This is a genomic window from Streptomyces cinnabarinus, assembly GCF_027270315.1.
GTDB classification, from domain to species: domain Bacteria; phylum Actinomycetota; class Actinomycetes; order Streptomycetales; family Streptomycetaceae; genus Streptomyces; species Streptomyces cinnabarinus.
This window is the reverse complement of sequence record NZ_CP114413.1, coordinates 5376936-5391914: the sequence shown is the minus strand read 5'-3', so window position 1 is coordinate 5391914 and position 14979 is coordinate 5376936. Positions and strand designations below refer to the sequence as shown.

Sequence of the window (14979 nt, the reverse complement as noted above, 5' to 3'; positions counted from 1 at the left end):
CTACTGCGCCGCCGACCGCCCCCGGGCGTCCCGCACTTGGCGCCGCGCCGCCCGCGTCAGCTGCTCCAGGGTCGCCGTCACCGCCGGAACCTGGGCGAGGTCGGGCAGGGTGAGGGCGACGATCTCCCGTCGTACCGCCGGTTCCAGGGTCACCATGCGGGCCCCGCGCGGCCGTACCGACTCCACCGCGAGCTGCGGCAGGACCGCGACGCCCAGGCCCGCGCCGACCAGGCCGACCACGGCCGGGTAGTCGTCGGTGGCGAAGTCGATGCGCGGGGTGAAGCCGGCGCCCTCGCACACCTCGACCAACTGGCCGCGGCAGCGCGGGCATCCGGCGATCCAGGGCTCGGCGGCGAGTTCGCCGATGGCCACGGACTCCGCGCGGGCGAGCCGGTGACGCTCCGGTACGAGGGCGACGAGGCGGTCGGTGAGCAGGGGCCGTACGACGAGGTCGTCCCATTCGCCTTCCTGGGCCGCTCCTTCGTAGCGGAAGGCGAGGGCGAGGTCGCAGTCGCCCTCGCGCAGCAGCTCCACCGACTTCGGCGGCTCGGCCTCCTCCAGGGAGACCCGGGTGCCGGGGTGGGCGGCGCGCAGGGCGGCGAGGGCGGTGGGGACGAGGGTGGAGCTGCCGCTGGGGAAGGAGACCAGCCGGACCCGTCCGGCGCGCAGGCCCGCGATGGCGGCGACCTCCTCCTCGGCGGCGGTGAGTCCGGCGAGGATCCCGGCCGCGTGCCGGACGAGGGCCTCGCCCGCCTGGGTCAGGCGCATCTCGCGGCCGCTGCGGATCAGCAGCGGTGTGCCGACGGACGACTCCAGCGCCTTCATCTGCTGGCTGACGGCGGGCTGGGTGCAGCCCAGCTCCCGCCCGGCGGCGGAGAAGGAACCGGTGGCGGCGACGGCGCGCAGCACTCGGAGATGTCGGGCCTCGATCACGCCACAAGGATAAGGGAGCCTTTGGCCAGGCGCCCATTAATGCGGGAACACTTTGACCGTCCGTCGCCTACCGTTTCCCACATGGAGCTTCTTTCTCTCAACCTCGGCCGCCGTACGGTCGTCCCCTACACCGACCACCCCGAGGGCGTGACGGGTATCGACAAGCGGCCGGTCGACGGGCCGGTGCGGGTGGCGGCGCCGGGGCCGAAGGGGACCGGGGCGAGCGGTCTGGCCGGGGACGACGTGTGCGACACGCGGCATCACGGCGGGAACGACCAGGCCGTGTACGCGATGGCGCGCGAGGACCTGGACGACTGGGAGCGGGAGCTGGGCCGGACGCTGGCCAACGGCTCCTTCGGCGAGAACCTCACCACCCTCGGCCTGGACGTCTCCGGCGCGCTGATCGGTGAGCGCTGGCGGATCGGGCCCGAGGTGGTGCTTGAAGTGACCAGCGGGCGGATTCCGTGCCGTACGTTCCAAGCCCACATCGGCGAGGAGCGGTGGGTGAAGCGGTTCACGGCGAAGGGGGCGCCGGGCGCGTATCTGCGGGTGATCGAGCCCGGCGAGGTGCGGGCGGGTGACGCCGTGGAGATCGTGCACCGGCCGGACCACGAGGTGACGGTGGCGTTGCAGTTCCGGGCGGTGACCCTGCAGCGGGATCTGCTGCCACGGCTGCTGGCCGCGGGCGAGGCGCTGCACCCGGAGGAGCTGGACATGGCGCGGAAGTACGTCGCGAAGCACGGGAACTGACGTGCCGTAGGGCCGCGGGGTGGGTGGGTCCTGGGCAGGAGACGGACAGAAAGCGGATTCCGTTGGTCCGGGTCACTAACCTTGCGTCATGACAACGGCTCTCATCACGGGATCGACCGCGGGCATCGGCGCCGCGTTCGCGCGGCGGCTGGCCGCCGACGGGCACAACCTCGTCCTGGTCGCGCGGGACACCAAGCGGCTGCGCGAGCAGGCGACCGAGCTGCACGACCGGCACGGCATCGAGGCGGAGGTCCTGACGGCGGACCTGGCGACGGACGAGGGCATCGATACGGTCGCCGACCGGCTCGCCGACCCCCGCGACCCCGTCGACCTGCTGATCAACAACGCCGGTTTCGGCAACAAGGGCCGCTATCTCGACGTCTCGATGGCCGATGAGCTGAAGATGCTCAAGGTGCACTGCGAGGCGGTGCTGCGGCTGACGTCCGCCGCGACCGGAGCGATGCGCGAGCGGGGCCGGGGCGGGGTCGTCAACGTCGCCTCGGTCGCCGCCTTCGTGCCGCGCGGGACCTACGGCGCCTCCAAGGCGTGGGTCGTGCAGTTCACGCAGGGCGCGGCCCGGGACCTGGCGGACACCGGGATCCGGCTGATGGCGCTGTGCCCCGGCTTCGTGCGCACCGAGTTCCACGAGCGGGCCGGGATGGGCACGGACAACATCCCGGGGTGGATGTGGCTGGACGCCGACAAGCTGGTGGCGGCGGCGCTGGGCGATCTTGCGCGCGGCCGGACGCTGTCGATCCCGGACGCCCGGTACAAGGCGCTGATGGGCGTCACGAAGATGGTGCCGCGCGGGATGCTCGGCCGGATCAGCTCCCGCACGGGCCGCAAGTACGGGCCTCAGTAGGGCGCGCCCACGGGGAACCGGAGGAGAATGGAGCTGTTTCGACCGGACCCTCGGGGGACGGAGGCTGCGCCATGACGTTCGTACAGCTCATCGACTGCAAAACGAGCCGGTTCGACGAGATGAACCGGCTGATGGACACGTGGGTCGAGCAGACCAAGGGGAAGCGCACCGCGACGCACAGTGTGATCGGCAAGGACCGGTCCGACGCGTCGCACTTCATCGAGATCGTGGAGTTCTCGTCGTACGAGGAGGCGATGCGGAACTCGAACCTGCCGGAGACCGACAAGATCTTCCGGGAGATGGTCGCCCTCTGCGACGAGATGCCGACGTTCACCGACCTGGACGTCGTGCGTGACGAGCAGTTGTACGCGGCGACCGCGCGGCGGTTCTTCGAGGAAGTGGCCGCGAAGGGGGACCCGCCCACCTTCAACGACGTGCTGATCGAGGACTACCACGACCACGATCCGGCCAACCCGCAGGACAACATCGGGATGGACGCGATCCGGCGCGAGGTGGGCATGTGGCGGGCCGGGTTCGACTTCTCGTTCACCGTCGAGGACCAGATGGCCCAGGGCGACCGGGTGTGCACCCGCTGGACCTGGAACGGTCTGCACAAGGGCGACTTCATGGGGATCGCCCCCACCGGCAAGCAGGTGTCCATGACCGGGACGACCGTCCACCGGTGCACCGCGGACGGGAAGATCGCCGAGGGCTGGTGGCAGTACGACCGGCTCGGGCTGATGGAGCAGCTGGGCGCGCTGGACGCGCTGGAGCAGTAGGCAACGCGGAGGCCCGGCACCCCACGGGGTGCCGGGCCTCGGTGCTGACGTGTGTCAGTGAGCGTGACCGTGGCCGTGACCGGCGGCGGCGGGCTCTTCCTCTTCCTTCTTCTCGACGACCAGGGTCTCGGTCGTGAGCAGCAGGGAGGCGATGGAGGCGGCGTTCTCCAGGGCGGAGCGGGTGACCTTCACCGGGTCGATGACGCCGGCCTTGACCAGGTCGCCGTACTCGCCGGTGGCGGCGTTGAAGCCCTGGCCCTTGTCGAGCTCGGCGACCTTGGAGGTGATGACGTAGCCCTCAAGGCCGGCGTTCTCGGCGATCCAGCGCAGCGGCTCGACGACGGCCTTGCGGACGACGGCGACACCGGTGGCCTCGTCGCCGGTCTTGCCCAGACCGCCGTCCAGCACCTTGGCGGCGTGGACCAGAGCCGAGCCACCACCGGAGACGATGCCCTCCTCGACCGCGGCGCGGGTCGCGGAGATGGCGTCCTCCAGACGGTGCTTCTTCTCCTTCAGCTCCACCTCGGTGGCGGCGCCGACCTTGATCACGCACACGCCGCCGGCCAGCTTCGCGAGGCGCTCCTGGAGCTTCTCGCGGTCCCAGTCGGAGTCGGTGTTCTCGATCTCGGCCTTGATCTGGGCGACGCGGCCCACGACGTCCTCGGACTTGCCGGCGCCGTCGACGATGGTCGTGTCGTCCTTGGTGACCGTGATGCGGCGGGCGGAGCCCAGCACGTCCAGACCGGCCTGGTCGAGCTTGAGGCCGACCTCCTCGGAGATGACCGTGGCGCCGGTGAGGACCGCCATGTCCTGGAGCATCGCCTTGCGGCGGTCACCGAAGCCGGGGGCCTTGACCGCGACCGCGTTGAAGGTGCCGCGGATCTTGTTGACGACCAGCGTGGACAGGGCCTCGCCCTCGACGTCCTCGGCGATGATCAGCAGCGGCTTGGAGGCGCCGGCCTGGATGACCTTCTCCAGCAGCGGCAGCAGGTCCTGGATGGAGGAGATCTTGCCCTGGTTGATGAGGATGTAGGGGTCCTCCAGGACGGCCTCCATGCGCTCCTGGTCCGTCACGAAGTACGGCGACAGGTAGCCCTTGTCAAAGGCCATGCCCTCGGTGAAGTCCAGCTCCAGACCGAAGGTGTTGGACTCCTCGACGGTGATGACACCGTCCTTGCCGACCTTGTCCATCGCCTCGGCGATGAGCTCGCCGACCTGCTGGTCCTGGGCGGACAGCGCGGCGACGGCGGCGATGTCGGCCTTGTCGTCGATCGGGCGGGCGGTGGCGAGAAGGTCCTCGGAGACGGCGGCGACGGCCGCGTCGATGCCCTTCTTCAGCAGCGCCGGGGAGGCACCGGCGGCGACGTTCTTGAGGCCCTCACGGACCAGCGCCTGGGCGAGCACGGTGGCGGTGGTGGTGCCGTCACCCGCGATGTCGTTGGTCTTGGTCGCCACCTCCTTCACCAGCTGGGCGCCGAGGTTCTCGTAGGGGTCCTCGACCTCGACCTCACGGGCGATGGTGACACCGTCGTTGGTGATGGTCGGCGCGCCGAACTTCTTGTCGATGACGACGTTGCGGCCCTTGGGGCCGATCGTCACCTTGACCGTGTCGGCAAGCTTGTTGACGCCGCGCTCGAGGGCGCGACGGGCGTCCTCGTCGAACTTCAGGATCTTCGCCATGGGAGCGGTTCAGCCCTCTCGGAAAACGTGGGTGAAAAAGCGAACTGCGCCCCTGACGCCCGGCTTCATAAGGTCGCGGGGGCCCGGGGCGCAGCTCGTCAAGCAGAAATGCTCGGTGAATTACTTCTCGATGATCGCGAGCACGTCGCGGGACGAGAGGACGAGGTACTCCTCGCCGTTGTACTTCACCTCGGTGCCGCCGTACTTGCTGTACAGCACGATGTCGCCGACCTTCACGTCGAGCGGCAGACGCTCGCCGTTCTCGAAGCGGCCCGGACCGACGGCGAGGATGACGCCCTCCTGCGGCTTCTCCTTCGCGGTGTCCGGGATGACCAGGCCGGAGGCCGTGGTCTGCTCGGCGTCGAGCGGCTGGACCACGATGCGGTCCTCGAGCGGCTTGATGGCAACCTTGGAGCTGGTGGTCGTCACGATCCGACCTCCCCCTTCGGAGATCTCACGGGGTTAACTGTCTGAGGTGGCGACCAGGTCGATCCGTCGTCGCGGGTGCCGGACCTGCCCGTCGCGTGTGTTGGCACTCTCCAGGGGGGAGTGCCAGACCCGAGACTATGACCGCGATTAGCACTCGGTCAAGCGGACTGCTAATCGCGTCCCCGAGAGGAGCCCGAAGACGGCTCCTACAGGTACTCCTCCAAGCGGGCCGGCTTCAGCCCCCGCTCCCGGATCTCCCGCAGCAGCCTCGTCGTCCGCTCCGTCAGGCTCAGCCCCGTCGGATCCCGCGAGGGCAGCGAGACGATGTCGCCGGGACCAAGGCGCCGGGGGCCCTCGGTGTACGTCAGTTCGCCGTCGCCGTCCATCGACGCCCGCCACAGCACCACCGCCGAGATCCCGCAGCCGGCCGCGACACGCCGTGTGGTCGTGTCGTACGTGCCGTGCGGCGGGCGGAAGAGGCGGGGCCGGACGCCGAAGCGGGCGCGGAGCTTGTCCTGCTGGCCGCAGATCTCGGCGCGCTGCCCGGCGAACGGCAGTCCGCGCAGGGCGGTGTGGTCGAGGGTGTGGTTCTGGATCGACGCGCCCACCGCCTGCAGGCGGGCGAAGTGTCCGTACCCCGGCCCGACCACGCTGTCCGTGAGGAACATGGCGACCGGGAGCCGCAGTTCGCGGACCAGGTCGATGAAGCGGGGGTCCTGCTCGGCGCCGTCGTCGTAGGTGAGGAAGACGACCTCGTCCTCGGTGGCGACGCGCTGCACGACCGGGGCCGGGGCGGCTCCGGGGGCCCGCAGGGGCGGCCGTTCGGAGGGGCCCGCGGCCTGGGCGCAGCCCGCCAGGAGTACGGCCGCCACCATCCCGGCGAGCGGGCCCCGGGGCCTCACAGGTAGTCCTCCAGACGGGCCACCGCGTACCCCTTGGCGGTGATCCGGTCGAGGAAGCGGCGGATCATGTCGGGCATCGTGCCCTTCCAGTGCTCCCTGCCCCGGAAGTGGCTGAGCACGATGTCGCCGGGATGGATGTCCCGGTCCCACTCGCGGTAGGCCCAGCGGTCGACGAAGACCTCCTCGTTCCACAGGGGCGCGTGGGTGATGCCGCAGGACTTGGCGGCGCGCAGGGTGTTCCGGTTGTAGCTGCCGAAGGGCGGCCGGAAGAGGACGGGACGCTTGCCGTAGCGCTGCTCGATGACGTCCTGCATGCCGCAGATCTCGTCCTTCTGGCGGGCGTGGGACAGGCCCGGCAGGTAGGGGTGGTTCAGGGTGTGGTTGTTCAGACCGACGCCGGCGCGCTGCATCCGCTCGAAGTAGCCGTAGTCCTCCTTGACCAGGTAGTCGCTGAGGAAGGCGGTGTACGGGATCCTCAGCTCGGTCATCATGCGCAGGAAGGCGGGGTCCTTCTCGGCGCCGTCGTCGATGGTGAGGAAGACGATCTTCTGCTCGGTGGGGATCGTGGTGAAGACCGGCGGCAGGCCGTCCGCGCTGTGGCCGTCGACCTCGAAGCCCTTGCGGGTGGTGATCCGCGGCTTCCTCGCGGGCGGCGCCGGGGCCGTCAGCGGGACCTTGGCCAGCCCCCAGCGCCTGGCCGCGGCGGCACGGGCCGCGGCGGCGGCGCGCAGCCTGGTCGCGTAGGCGTCCAGGGCGCGGGCGGGCGGGTCCAGGAGGGGCTGTCGGCCGGGGGCGGGGCGGGCGCGTGAGCCGCTGTCCGGGCTCTCGCTCTGCGCACAGCCCGAGGCGATGGCGGCGGCGGTCAGCACGGCGAGACCGCCGCGTACCCGTACTCCCCAAAGCGCCCGGTTTTTGTAATTTTGTACTACTGCTCGCATGGGGCCGGATCCTCCCAGGCCCCCGCCACGATCCCGGGCCGACACCGCCACCGCGGGCACACCGTCCACCGACTGGCCCACAATGACCCGGTGAACGACCTCGCCCCCCTCCTCACCCCCGAGGGCCGCGCCCTCCTCGACGCGGTGCGCGGCACCGCCCCCGCCGACGAACTCGCCGTAGCCACCCGGCTGCGCCGGGACCACCCCGCCGAGCTGGTGTCGGCGGCGCTCGGGCAGGCCCGGCTGCGGCAGCGGGCGGAGGCGAAGTTCGGGGCCGAGGACGCGCGGCGGATGTACTTCACCCCGAACGGCGTCGAGCAGTCGACCCGGGCGAGCGTGGCCGCGTACCGCGCGGAGCGGCTGCGGGATCTTGGCGTCACCTCCGTCGCCGACCTGTGCTGCGGGATCGGCGGGGACGCCATCGCGCTGGCGCGGGCCGGGATCCGGGTGCTGGCCGTGGACCGGGACCCGCTGACCGCGGCCGCCGCCCGTGCCAACGCCGACGCGCTCGGGCTGGACAAGCTGATCGACGTGCGCGAGGCGGACGTCATGGAGGTGGACACGGCCGGCTACGACGCCGTCTTCGTCGACCCCGCCCGGCGCGGCGGCCGGGGCCGCATCTTCGACCCCGAGGCCTACTCCCCTCCGCTGTCCTGGGCCGTCCAGGCGGCCCTGAAGGCACCGCACGCCGCCCTGAAGATCGCCCCCGGCGTCCCGCACGAGGCGATCCCCGCCGAGGCCGAGGCCGAGTGGATCTCCGACGGCGGCGACGTGAAGGAGGCCGTGCTGTGGTTCGGCACCGCGCCCGGCGCCGTCCGCGCCACGCTCCTCCCCGGCCCGCGCACCCTCCTCTCCCGAGGGCTCCCGAACCCCGAGGTCCGGCCCGTCGGGCGGTACTTGTACGAGCCTGACGGCGCCGTCATCCGCGCCCATCTGGTCGCCGAGGCCGCCGAGGAGCTGGACGGGGGGCTGATCGACCCGACCATCGCCTACGTCACCGCCGACACCCTGCGCCCCACCCCGTACGCCTCGGCCTACGAGATCACCGACCAACTCAACTTCAACGTCAAGAAGTTGAAGGCACTGCTGCGCGAGCGCGAGGTCGGCGTCCTCACCGTCAAGAAGCGCGGGTCGGCCGTCGAGCCGGAGGAACTGCGCAAGAAGGTCAAGCCGCAGGGGCCCAACGCCGCGACGGTGTTCCTGACCCGGGTCGCCGGGGCGCCGACCATGCTGGTCGGTCAGCCCGTCTGAGCCCGGCGCAGCAGCAGGCCGCCGCGGGCGATGAGCATGCGGTTCCAGCGGCGGCGGTGCGGGCGGCCTGGAACTCCAACAGGGCGGTCAGACCGTTGCCTTCCGGCTCCTTCGACATCAGCGCGGAGAGCACGCGGGCCAACCGGAGGGCGTCCTCGCACAGGGAGGGGCGCAGCCAGTCGTCGCCCGCGGTGGCGGCGTAACCCTCGTTGAAGATCAGGCAGATGACGTCCAGGACGGAGCCGAGGCGGGCCTCGCGGTCGGGGCCGTAGGGGACCTCGAAGGGGATGGTCCGGGTGGCGACACGGATCCAGTCCGTGGTCCGAGCCCGGGAGGCCGGTCCCCTCACGACCTGGCCGAACGGCGGCGGCCCCATCGGCACCCTCGCCGAAAGGTTCTCAGCGCAGCGACGCCCACAGTTCGCCCGCCTCCGGCTCCTCCGCGACCACCCGGTTGGGGTCCGACGGTGCCCGTACGACGGGCAGGGTCACCGTCGTCACGGCGTCCGCCGACAGGGCTTGCAGGCTGCGGCCGAGCCCGGTCAGCTCGGTGAGGGAGTCGAGGCCGGTGTCGGTGGTGAGGCTGCCGGTGACCGCGTCGGCGACCCGGTACAGCTTGGCGGGGTCGGTGAGCAGGTCGGTCGCGGAGATCTGCGTGAGCAGTGCCTTCACCAGTTGCTGCTGGAGCTCTATACGGCCCAGATCGCTGCCGTCGCCTATGCCGTGCCGGGTGCGGGCGAGGGCCAGGGCCTGCTCGCCGTCGAGATGATGGGTGCCGGCCTCCAGGGTGAGGTGGCTGTCCTCGTCGTCGATGTCCTCCTCGGTGGTGACGGTGACCCCGCCGAGCGCGTCCACCAGGTTCGCGAAGCCCGCGAAGTCGATCTCGACGTAGTGGTCCATGCGGACGTCCGTCATCGACTCGGCCGTCTTCACCGCGCAGACCGGACCGCCCACCGAGTAGGCGCTGTTGAACATCGCGTTGTGGGCGACCTCGGTCGAGCCGCCGTCCTCCAGCGGGCAGGACGGACGCGTGACCAGGGTGTCGCGCGGGATGCTCACCACCGTCGCCTCGGACCGGCCCGCGTCCAGGTGGACCACCATCGCGGTGTCGGAGCGGGCGCCGCCGCTGTCGCCGCCGCCGAGCGCCTGGTTCTCGGCGCCGTCGCGCGAATCCGAGCCCAGGACCAGGATGTTCAGCGCCTCGGTCGGCAGCACCTCGGCCTCCGCAGTGGCCGACGGGGTCGCCTTCCGCGGCCGGTTGTCGCCGAGCGCGCTGTTGATGTCGACGCCCTTGATGTTGTCGTTGAGGTGCCAGTACGCCCAGCCCGCCGCCCCGGCGGCCAGCACCAGTACCCCCGCGAGAGTGAGGCCGGCGATCTTCAGCGCTCTCGACCGCCGGCCCACCGCTCTGCTCTCGTCCCCGTTCGCCTCGTCTCCGCTCACAGACAGGAACGTAAGTCCGAATTATTACGGCGAGCGCGTCCGGGACCGGTTTCTTGGGAAATTCTCAGACTTCTCAGCCCAGCGTCACCACCGGCACCGGATTGCTCCCGCTCCACGACCCGTTGAACCCGAAGGTCACCGAACCGCCGTCCGGGACCGTGCCGTTGTAGGAGGCGTTGGAGCAACTGACCGCGGATCCGGACTGGGTGCAGGTCGCGTTCCAGGACTGGGTGAGCTGCTGGCCGGCGCCGTAGGTCCAGGTCGCCTTCCAGGACGACAGCGAGGCCCCGTCGCAAGCGATCCGGACCTGGCCGGTGAACCCGGTGTTCCACTGGTTGACGACGCTGTAGGTCGCCGTGCAGGCGTCCGTCGGCGGCGGTGTGGTGGTGCCGCCGAGGGCCTCCGCGATGGCGTGGTACGCCGGTTTCGGCGCGAAGTTCTCGTCGTACGGGGTCGCCGCGCCCTGGCCCGGGAAGGTGGACGGGATCCAGGAGTCGGAGTCGGTGAAGCCCCAGACGGTGACGCCGACGCACCGGGTCACGGCCACGCAGGCGTTGACGACCTGCTTGTACTCGGTGGCCTGCTGGGCGAGCTTGGCGCTGTCCGAGGGCAGGTTCATCCGGATGTCCAGCTCGGTGATGGCCACGTCCACGCCGAGGTCGGCGAAGCGCTGGATGTTCTGCTGGAGCGTGGACGGCACCTGGCCGAGGATCAGATGGGCCTGGAGGCCGACGCCGTCGATCGGCACACCGCGCGCCTTGAGGTCCCGGACCAGGTTGTACAGGGCGGTGGACTTCGCGTTGACGCCCTCGACGTTGTAGTCGTTGATGTACAGCTTGGCGCTCGGGTCGGCGGCGCGGGCCGCGGTGAGCGCCTCGGCGATGTAGTCGGCGCCGAGGCCGTTGTACCAGAGCGTCTGCCGGTAGGTGCCGTCCTCGTTGAACGGCTCGTTCACCACGTCCCAGGTGGCCAGGCGCCCCTGGTAGCGGCCGACCTCGGTGGCGATGTGGTCGGTCATGAGCTGCCGCAACTGGGCGGTGGTCCAGGTGCCGTTGGTCAGCCAGCTCGGGTTCTGGCTGTGCCAGACCAGGGTGTGGCCGCGCACCTGCTGGCCGTTGGCCTCGGCGAAGTTCACGATCTGGTCGGCCTCGGCCCAGTTGAAGCTGCCCCGGGTGGGTTCGACCGAGCCCCATTTCATGGCGTTGCCGGGGGTCAACGCGTTGAACTCACCGGCGGCGATCTGGCCGTAGGTGCCGGTGAGTTTGGAGCCGGTGACCGCCGTGCCGATCACCTTGCCCTTGGCGTCGGCCAGGTCGCGCAGCGGTTCGTCGGCCGCGTGCGCTGCGGGCGCCGCGAGCAGGGTGCCCGCGAGCAGCGCGACGCCGGCGAGGAGTGAAGCCAGGGTGGAGCCCGTTCTCAGAGATCTCATTGCGGGTGCCTCCGAAAGTTTCGGTCGTTCAACCGACTGGCTTCGGGCAGTGTGGTGGCGGCGCGGAACACCCGTCAATACACGGGCCCCTCACATCGCGGGCGGCACCGAGGTACTGCTGCGCACCACCAGGCTCGTGGCCAGCTCCACCCGGGTCGCCGCCCGATCCCCGTCCTCCTTGGCCAGGTCCAGCACCAGCTTGGCCGCGGCCTCGGCCATCTCGGTCAGCGGCTGCCGTACGGTCGTCAGCGGCGGGCCGACCCAGCGCGCGACCGGCAGATCGTCGAAGCCGACGACGCTGAGGTCCTCCGGGATGCGCAGGCCCAGTTCGCGCGCGGCCTCGTACAGGCCGAGCGCCTGGAGGTCGTTGCCCGCGAAGACGGCCGTCGGTCGGTCGGGGCCGCGCAGCAGTTTCAGGCCCTCCCGGTAGCCGGTCTCGTGGTGGAAGTCGCCGGGCCGGATCAGCGCGGGGTCGACCGGCAGTCCGGCCGTCTCCAGGGCGGCCCGGTAGCCGTCGATCCGGGCCCGGCTGCACATCATCCGGGAGGGTCCGGTGATGGCGCCGATCCGGGTGTGGCCGAGTTCGACCAGGTGCCGGGTGGCGGCGAGGCCGCCCTGCCAGTTGGTGGCGCCGATGGAGGGCACGTCGGCGCCCGGGTCGCCCGCCGGGTCCATCACCACGAACGGGATGGAGCGGCTGGTGAGCAGCGCGCGCTGGGACTCGTCCAGGCCGGACAGGACCAGGATCACGCCGTGCGGGCGGCGGGCGGCGACCTGGTCGGCCCAGGTCCGGCCGGGGGTCAGGCGGCCCATGCTCTCGCTGAGCACGACGCTCAGGCCCGCGTCCCGGGCGACGTTCTCCACGCCCCGGATGACCTCCATCGCCCACGCGCTCTCCAGCTCGTGGAAGACCAGGTCGATCAGGGGCGAGCGGCTCGCCTCGGCGCGTCGGCGCCGGTAGCCGTGGGCGCGCAGCAGCTCCTCGACGCGGCTGCGGGTGGCCGGGGCGACATCGGCTCTGCCGTTGAGGACCTTCGAAACAGTCGGCGCCGAGACGCCGGCCTCGCGGGCGATCTCGGCGAGCGTCGCGGTCTGCGCGGACCGACCTGTCGCGCGGGTTGTCGTCCGGGTTTCAGCGGGCTCGGAGGGTGTCATGGCGGCGATCGTATCCCTGCGCCCCCTCTTGACGAACCCTTCTCACCGCCCCTAGGTTCCCGGAACATTCGAGGTGAATAACGAAACATTCGCGAGAGGCCATCCGCCCCGACAGGAGTTTCATGACCACCGCCCCCTGGCGCGACCCCGCACTGCCCGCCTCCGCCCGCGTCGACGACCTGCTCTCCCGGATGACCCTTCAGGAGAAGACCGCCCAGCTGTACGGCGTGTGGGTGGGCGCCGCCACGGACGGCGACGGAGTCGCCCCGCTGCAACGCGAGATGACCGCCGACTATGACTGGGACGAGCTGATCACGCACGGCCTGGGCCAGCTCACCCGCTCCTTCGGCACCGCCCCCGTGGACCCCGCACTCGGCGCGCAGGCCCTCGCCCGCGCCCAGCGCCGGATCGCGGCGGCCGGACGCTTCGGCATCCCCGCCGTCGCCCACGAGGAGTGCCTGGCCGGGTTCACCACCTGGCGGGCCACCGCCTATCCGGTGCCGCTGGCCTGGGGAGCGAGCTTCGACCCGCCGCTCGTCGAGGAGATGGCCCACCGGATCGGCGCGGACCTGCGCTCGGTCGGCGTCCACCAGGGGCTCGCGCCCGTCCTGGACGTCGTACGCGATCCGCGCTGGGGGCGGGTGGAGGAGACCATCGGCGAGGACCCGTATCTGACCGGCACCATCGGCACCGCCTATGTGCGGGGCCTGGAGTCCGCCGGGGTGATCGCCACGCTCAAGCACTTCGCCGGGTACGCCTCCTCCGCGGGCGCCCGCAATCTCGCGCCCGTGCGGGCCGGGGTGCGCGAGTTCGCCGATGTCACGCTGCCGCCGTTCGAGATGGCGCTGCGCGAGGGCGGGGCGCGCAGTGTGATGGCCGCGTACACCGAGACCGACGGCGTGCCCGCCTCGGCGGATCCCCGGCTGCTGACCGAACTCCTGCGGGAGCAGTGGGGGTTCACCGGCACGGTCGTCGCGGACTACTTCGGCATCGGCTTCCTCCGGTCGCTGCACCGGGTGGCGGGCACCGACGCCGAGGCGGCGCACGCGGCGCTGGCGGCCGGCATCGACGTGGAACTGCCCACCCTGAAGTGCTACGGCAAGCCCCTGGCGGACGCGGTCCGGGCGGGCGAGGTCTCCGCGGAACTGGTGGACCGGGCGGCCCGTCGCGTGCTGCTCCAGAAGTGCGAACTGGGCCTGCTGGACGAGGACTGGGACCCGGAACCGGCCGAGCGCGTCGACCTCGACTCCACCGCGGGCCGCGCCCTGGCCCGGCGCCTGGCCGAGGAGTCGGTGGTGCTGCTGGACAACCCGGACGGACTGCTGCCGCTGGCCCCGGACACCCGGATCGCGGTCGTCGGCCCGCGCGCCGCGGACGCCCTGGCGATGCTGGGCTGTTACTCCTTCCCGTCCCATGTCCTCACCCACCACCCGGGCATCCCGATGGGCATCGACATCCCGACCGTCCTGGAGGCGGTGCGTACCGAACTCCCGGACGCCAAGGTGACGTTCGCGGAGGGGTGCGGGGTGTCCGACCCCGACGGAGCGGGGTTCGAGGAGGCGGTGGCGCGGGCGGCCGAGGCGGACGTCTGTCTGGCGGTGCTGGGCGACCGGGCCGGCCTGTTCGGGCGCGGCACCTCGGGCGAGGGCTGCGATGTGAGCGACCTGCGACTGCCGGGCGTACAGGGCGAGTTGCTGGACGCGCTGGTGGCGACCGGCGTCCCGGTGGTGCTGGTGCTGCTCACCGGCCGCCCCTACGCGCTCGGCCGCTGGCAGGGCCGCCTCGGCTCGGTCGTCCAGGCCTTCTTCCCCGGCGAGGAGGGCGGACCGGCGGTCGCGGGAGTGCTGTCGGGCCGGGTCAACCCGTCGGGACGCCTGCCGGTGAGCGTCCCGCGGGAGCCCGGCGGCCAGCCCTGGACGTATCTCCAGCCTCCGTTGGGCCTGGCGGGCGAGGTCAGCAATCTGGACCCGACCCCGCTGTACGCGTTCGGGCACGGGCGTTCGTACACGAGCTTCGCCTGGGAGTCCGAGGCGGCCGACGCGGAGATCGGCACGGACGGCTCGTACGAGATGGCCGTGACCGTCCGCAACACCGGGGACCGGGCGGGCGCGGAGGTCGTGCAGCTGTACCTGCACGATCCGGTGGCCTCGGTGACCCGTCCCGATGTCCGGCTGATCGGTTACCAGCGGCTGGAACTGGCGCCCGGCGAGTCCCGGCGGGTGGCCTTCCGCTTCCATCCGGACCTCTCGGCCTTCACAGACCGTTCAAATGTGAAGGTGGTCGAACCCGGGCTGCTGGAACTACGGTTGGGAACATCCAGCGCGGAGGTGCTGCACACGGCACGACTGACTCTCTCCGGCCCGGTACGGGTGCTCGGCCCGGACCGACGGCTGGTGTGCGAGGCGGTGGTGTCCTGAGCTCTGGGGAGG

13 protein-coding genes and 1 pseudogene are annotated in these 14979 nt (G+C 71.4%); 5 read left to right on the top strand and 9 right to left on the bottom strand.

The genetic code is table 11. The features are described from left to right. On the bottom strand, nucleotides 1–933 hold the full coding sequence (locus STRCI_RS24565) for a LysR family transcriptional regulator (RefSeq protein WP_269661116.1): 933 nt from the start codon (nucleotides 931–933) through the stop codon (nucleotides 1–3). Nucleotides 934–1014: 81 nt separating this feature from the next. Here STRCI_RS24565 and STRCI_RS24560 point away from each other — a divergent pair, with 81 nt between their 5' ends. From STRCI_RS24560 to STRCI_RS24550, 3 genes are all read left to right on the top strand, one after another. Then, nucleotides 1015–1683: an MOSC domain-containing protein gene (locus STRCI_RS24560; protein ID WP_269661115.1), complete on the top strand. Its 669-nt coding sequence runs from the start codon at nucleotides 1015–1017 to the stop codon at nucleotides 1681–1683. 88 nt (nucleotides 1684–1771) lie between these two features. Continuing rightward, nucleotides 1772–2545, top strand: coding sequence for an SDR family NAD(P)-dependent oxidoreductase (locus STRCI_RS24555; RefSeq protein WP_269661114.1), 774 nt, complete (start codon nucleotides 1772–1774; stop codon nucleotides 2543–2545). 71 nt (nucleotides 2546–2616) lie between these two features. Beyond that, nucleotides 2617–3324, top strand: coding sequence for an ester cyclase (locus STRCI_RS24550; RefSeq protein WP_269661113.1), 708 nt, complete (start codon nucleotides 2617–2619; stop codon nucleotides 3322–3324). A 54-nt stretch (nucleotides 3325–3378) separates the two neighbouring features. On the opposite strand, the gene groL is transcribed toward STRCI_RS24550, so the two are convergent. The 4 genes from groL to STRCI_RS24530 all read right to left on the bottom strand — a co-directional run bounded on the left by groL (nucleotide 3379) and on the right by STRCI_RS24530 (nucleotide 7273). Further along, entirely contained in the window at nucleotides 3379–5004 is a 1626-nt protein-coding gene (groL, locus tag STRCI_RS24545; RefSeq protein WP_269661112.1) for a chaperonin GroEL, read from the bottom strand. A gap of 120 nt (nucleotides 5005–5124) precedes the next feature. After that, nucleotides 5125–5433, bottom strand: a complete 309-nt coding sequence (gene groES, locus STRCI_RS24540) for a co-chaperone GroES (RefSeq protein ID WP_190072550.1) — start codon at nucleotides 5431–5433, stop codon at nucleotides 5125–5127. 206 nt (nucleotides 5434–5639) lie between these two features. Continuing rightward, a complete protein-coding gene (locus tag STRCI_RS24535) occupies nucleotides 5640–6335 on the bottom strand; it encodes a polysaccharide deacetylase family protein (protein WP_269661111.1) in 696 nt (231 codons plus the stop codon). Further along, complete coding sequence (locus tag STRCI_RS24530; protein ID WP_269661110.1) at nucleotides 6332–7273, bottom strand: polysaccharide deacetylase family protein; 942 nt, start codon at nucleotides 7271–7273, stop codon at nucleotides 6332–6334. The genes STRCI_RS24535 and STRCI_RS24530 overlap by 4 nt, the downstream gene beginning before the upstream one ends. Before the next feature lie 90 nt (nucleotides 7274–7363). Between STRCI_RS24530 and STRCI_RS24525 the strand changes: the two genes are divergently transcribed. Then, the gene (locus tag STRCI_RS24525) at nucleotides 7364–8524 is read left to right on the top strand and encodes a THUMP-like domain-containing protein (protein WP_269661109.1); all 1161 of its coding nucleotides are present in this window, start codon (nucleotides 7364–7366) and stop codon (nucleotides 8522–8524) included. On the opposite strand, the pseudogene STRCI_RS24520 reads toward STRCI_RS24525, so the two are convergent. The 4 genes and pseudogenes from STRCI_RS24520 to STRCI_RS24505 all read right to left on the bottom strand — a co-directional run. Continuing rightward, a pseudogene (locus STRCI_RS24520) lies at nucleotides 8521–8828 on the bottom strand (DUF6596 domain-containing protein); the annotation flags it as partial. The gene STRCI_RS24525 and the pseudogene STRCI_RS24520 sit on opposite strands and share 4 nt — an antisense overlap. Nucleotides 8829–8922: 94 nt before the next feature. Then, the gene (locus STRCI_RS24515; RefSeq protein ID WP_269661108.1) at nucleotides 8923–9966 is read right to left on the bottom strand and encodes an LCP family protein; all 1044 of its coding nucleotides are present in this window, start codon (nucleotides 9964–9966) and stop codon (nucleotides 8923–8925) included. A gap of 73 nt (nucleotides 9967–10039) precedes the next feature. Then, nucleotides 10040–11395, bottom strand: a complete 1356-nt coding sequence (locus STRCI_RS24510; RefSeq protein WP_269661107.1) for a glycoside hydrolase family 10 protein — start codon at nucleotides 11393–11395, stop codon at nucleotides 10040–10042. 90 nt (nucleotides 11396–11485) lie between these two features. Next, nucleotides 11486–12550: a LacI family DNA-binding transcriptional regulator gene (locus tag STRCI_RS24505; RefSeq protein ID WP_269661106.1), complete on the bottom strand. Its 1065-nt coding sequence runs from the start codon at nucleotides 12548–12550 to the stop codon at nucleotides 11486–11488. A gap of 122 nt (nucleotides 12551–12672) precedes the next feature. Here STRCI_RS24505 and STRCI_RS24500 point away from each other — a divergent pair, with 122 nt between their 5' ends. Next, nucleotides 12673–14967 carry a beta-xylosidase/alpha-l-arabinosidase gene (locus STRCI_RS24500; RefSeq protein ID WP_269661105.1) on the top strand — a complete coding sequence of 765 codons (2295 nt, stop codon included), beginning with the start codon at nucleotides 12673–12675 and terminating at the stop codon, nucleotides 14965–14967. Nucleotides 14968–14979 lie beyond the last annotated feature (12 nt).

Bases quoted from the DNA above. Each gene is read 5' to 3' on its own strand.
- STRCI_RS24505 (WP_269661106.1), bottom strand. From the start codon at position 12,550: ATGACACCCTCCGAGCCCGCTGAAACCCGGACGACAACCCGCGCGACA.
- STRCI_RS24500 (WP_269661105.1), top strand. From the start codon at position 12,673: ATGACCACCGCCCCCTGGCGCGACCCCGCACTGCCCGCCTCCGCCCGC.
- STRCI_RS24510 (WP_269661107.1), bottom strand. From the start codon at position 11,395: ATGAGATCTCTGAGAACGGGCTCCACCCTGGCTTCACTCCTCGCCGGC.
- groL (WP_269661112.1), bottom strand. From the start codon at position 5,004: ATGGCGAAGATCCTGAAGTTCGACGAGGACGCCCGTCGCGCCCTCGAG.
- STRCI_RS24560 (WP_269661115.1), top strand. From the start codon at position 1,015: ATGGAGCTTCTTTCTCTCAACCTCGGCCGCCGTACGGTCGTCCCCTAC.
- STRCI_RS24555 (WP_269661114.1), top strand. From the start codon at position 1,772: ATGACAACGGCTCTCATCACGGGATCGACCGCGGGCATCGGCGCCGCG.
- STRCI_RS24530 (WP_269661110.1), bottom strand. From the start codon at position 7,273: ATGCGAGCAGTAGTACAAAATTACAAAAACCGGGCGCTTTGGGGAGTA.
- STRCI_RS24550 (WP_269661113.1), top strand. From the start codon at position 2,617: ATGACGTTCGTACAGCTCATCGACTGCAAAACGAGCCGGTTCGACGAG.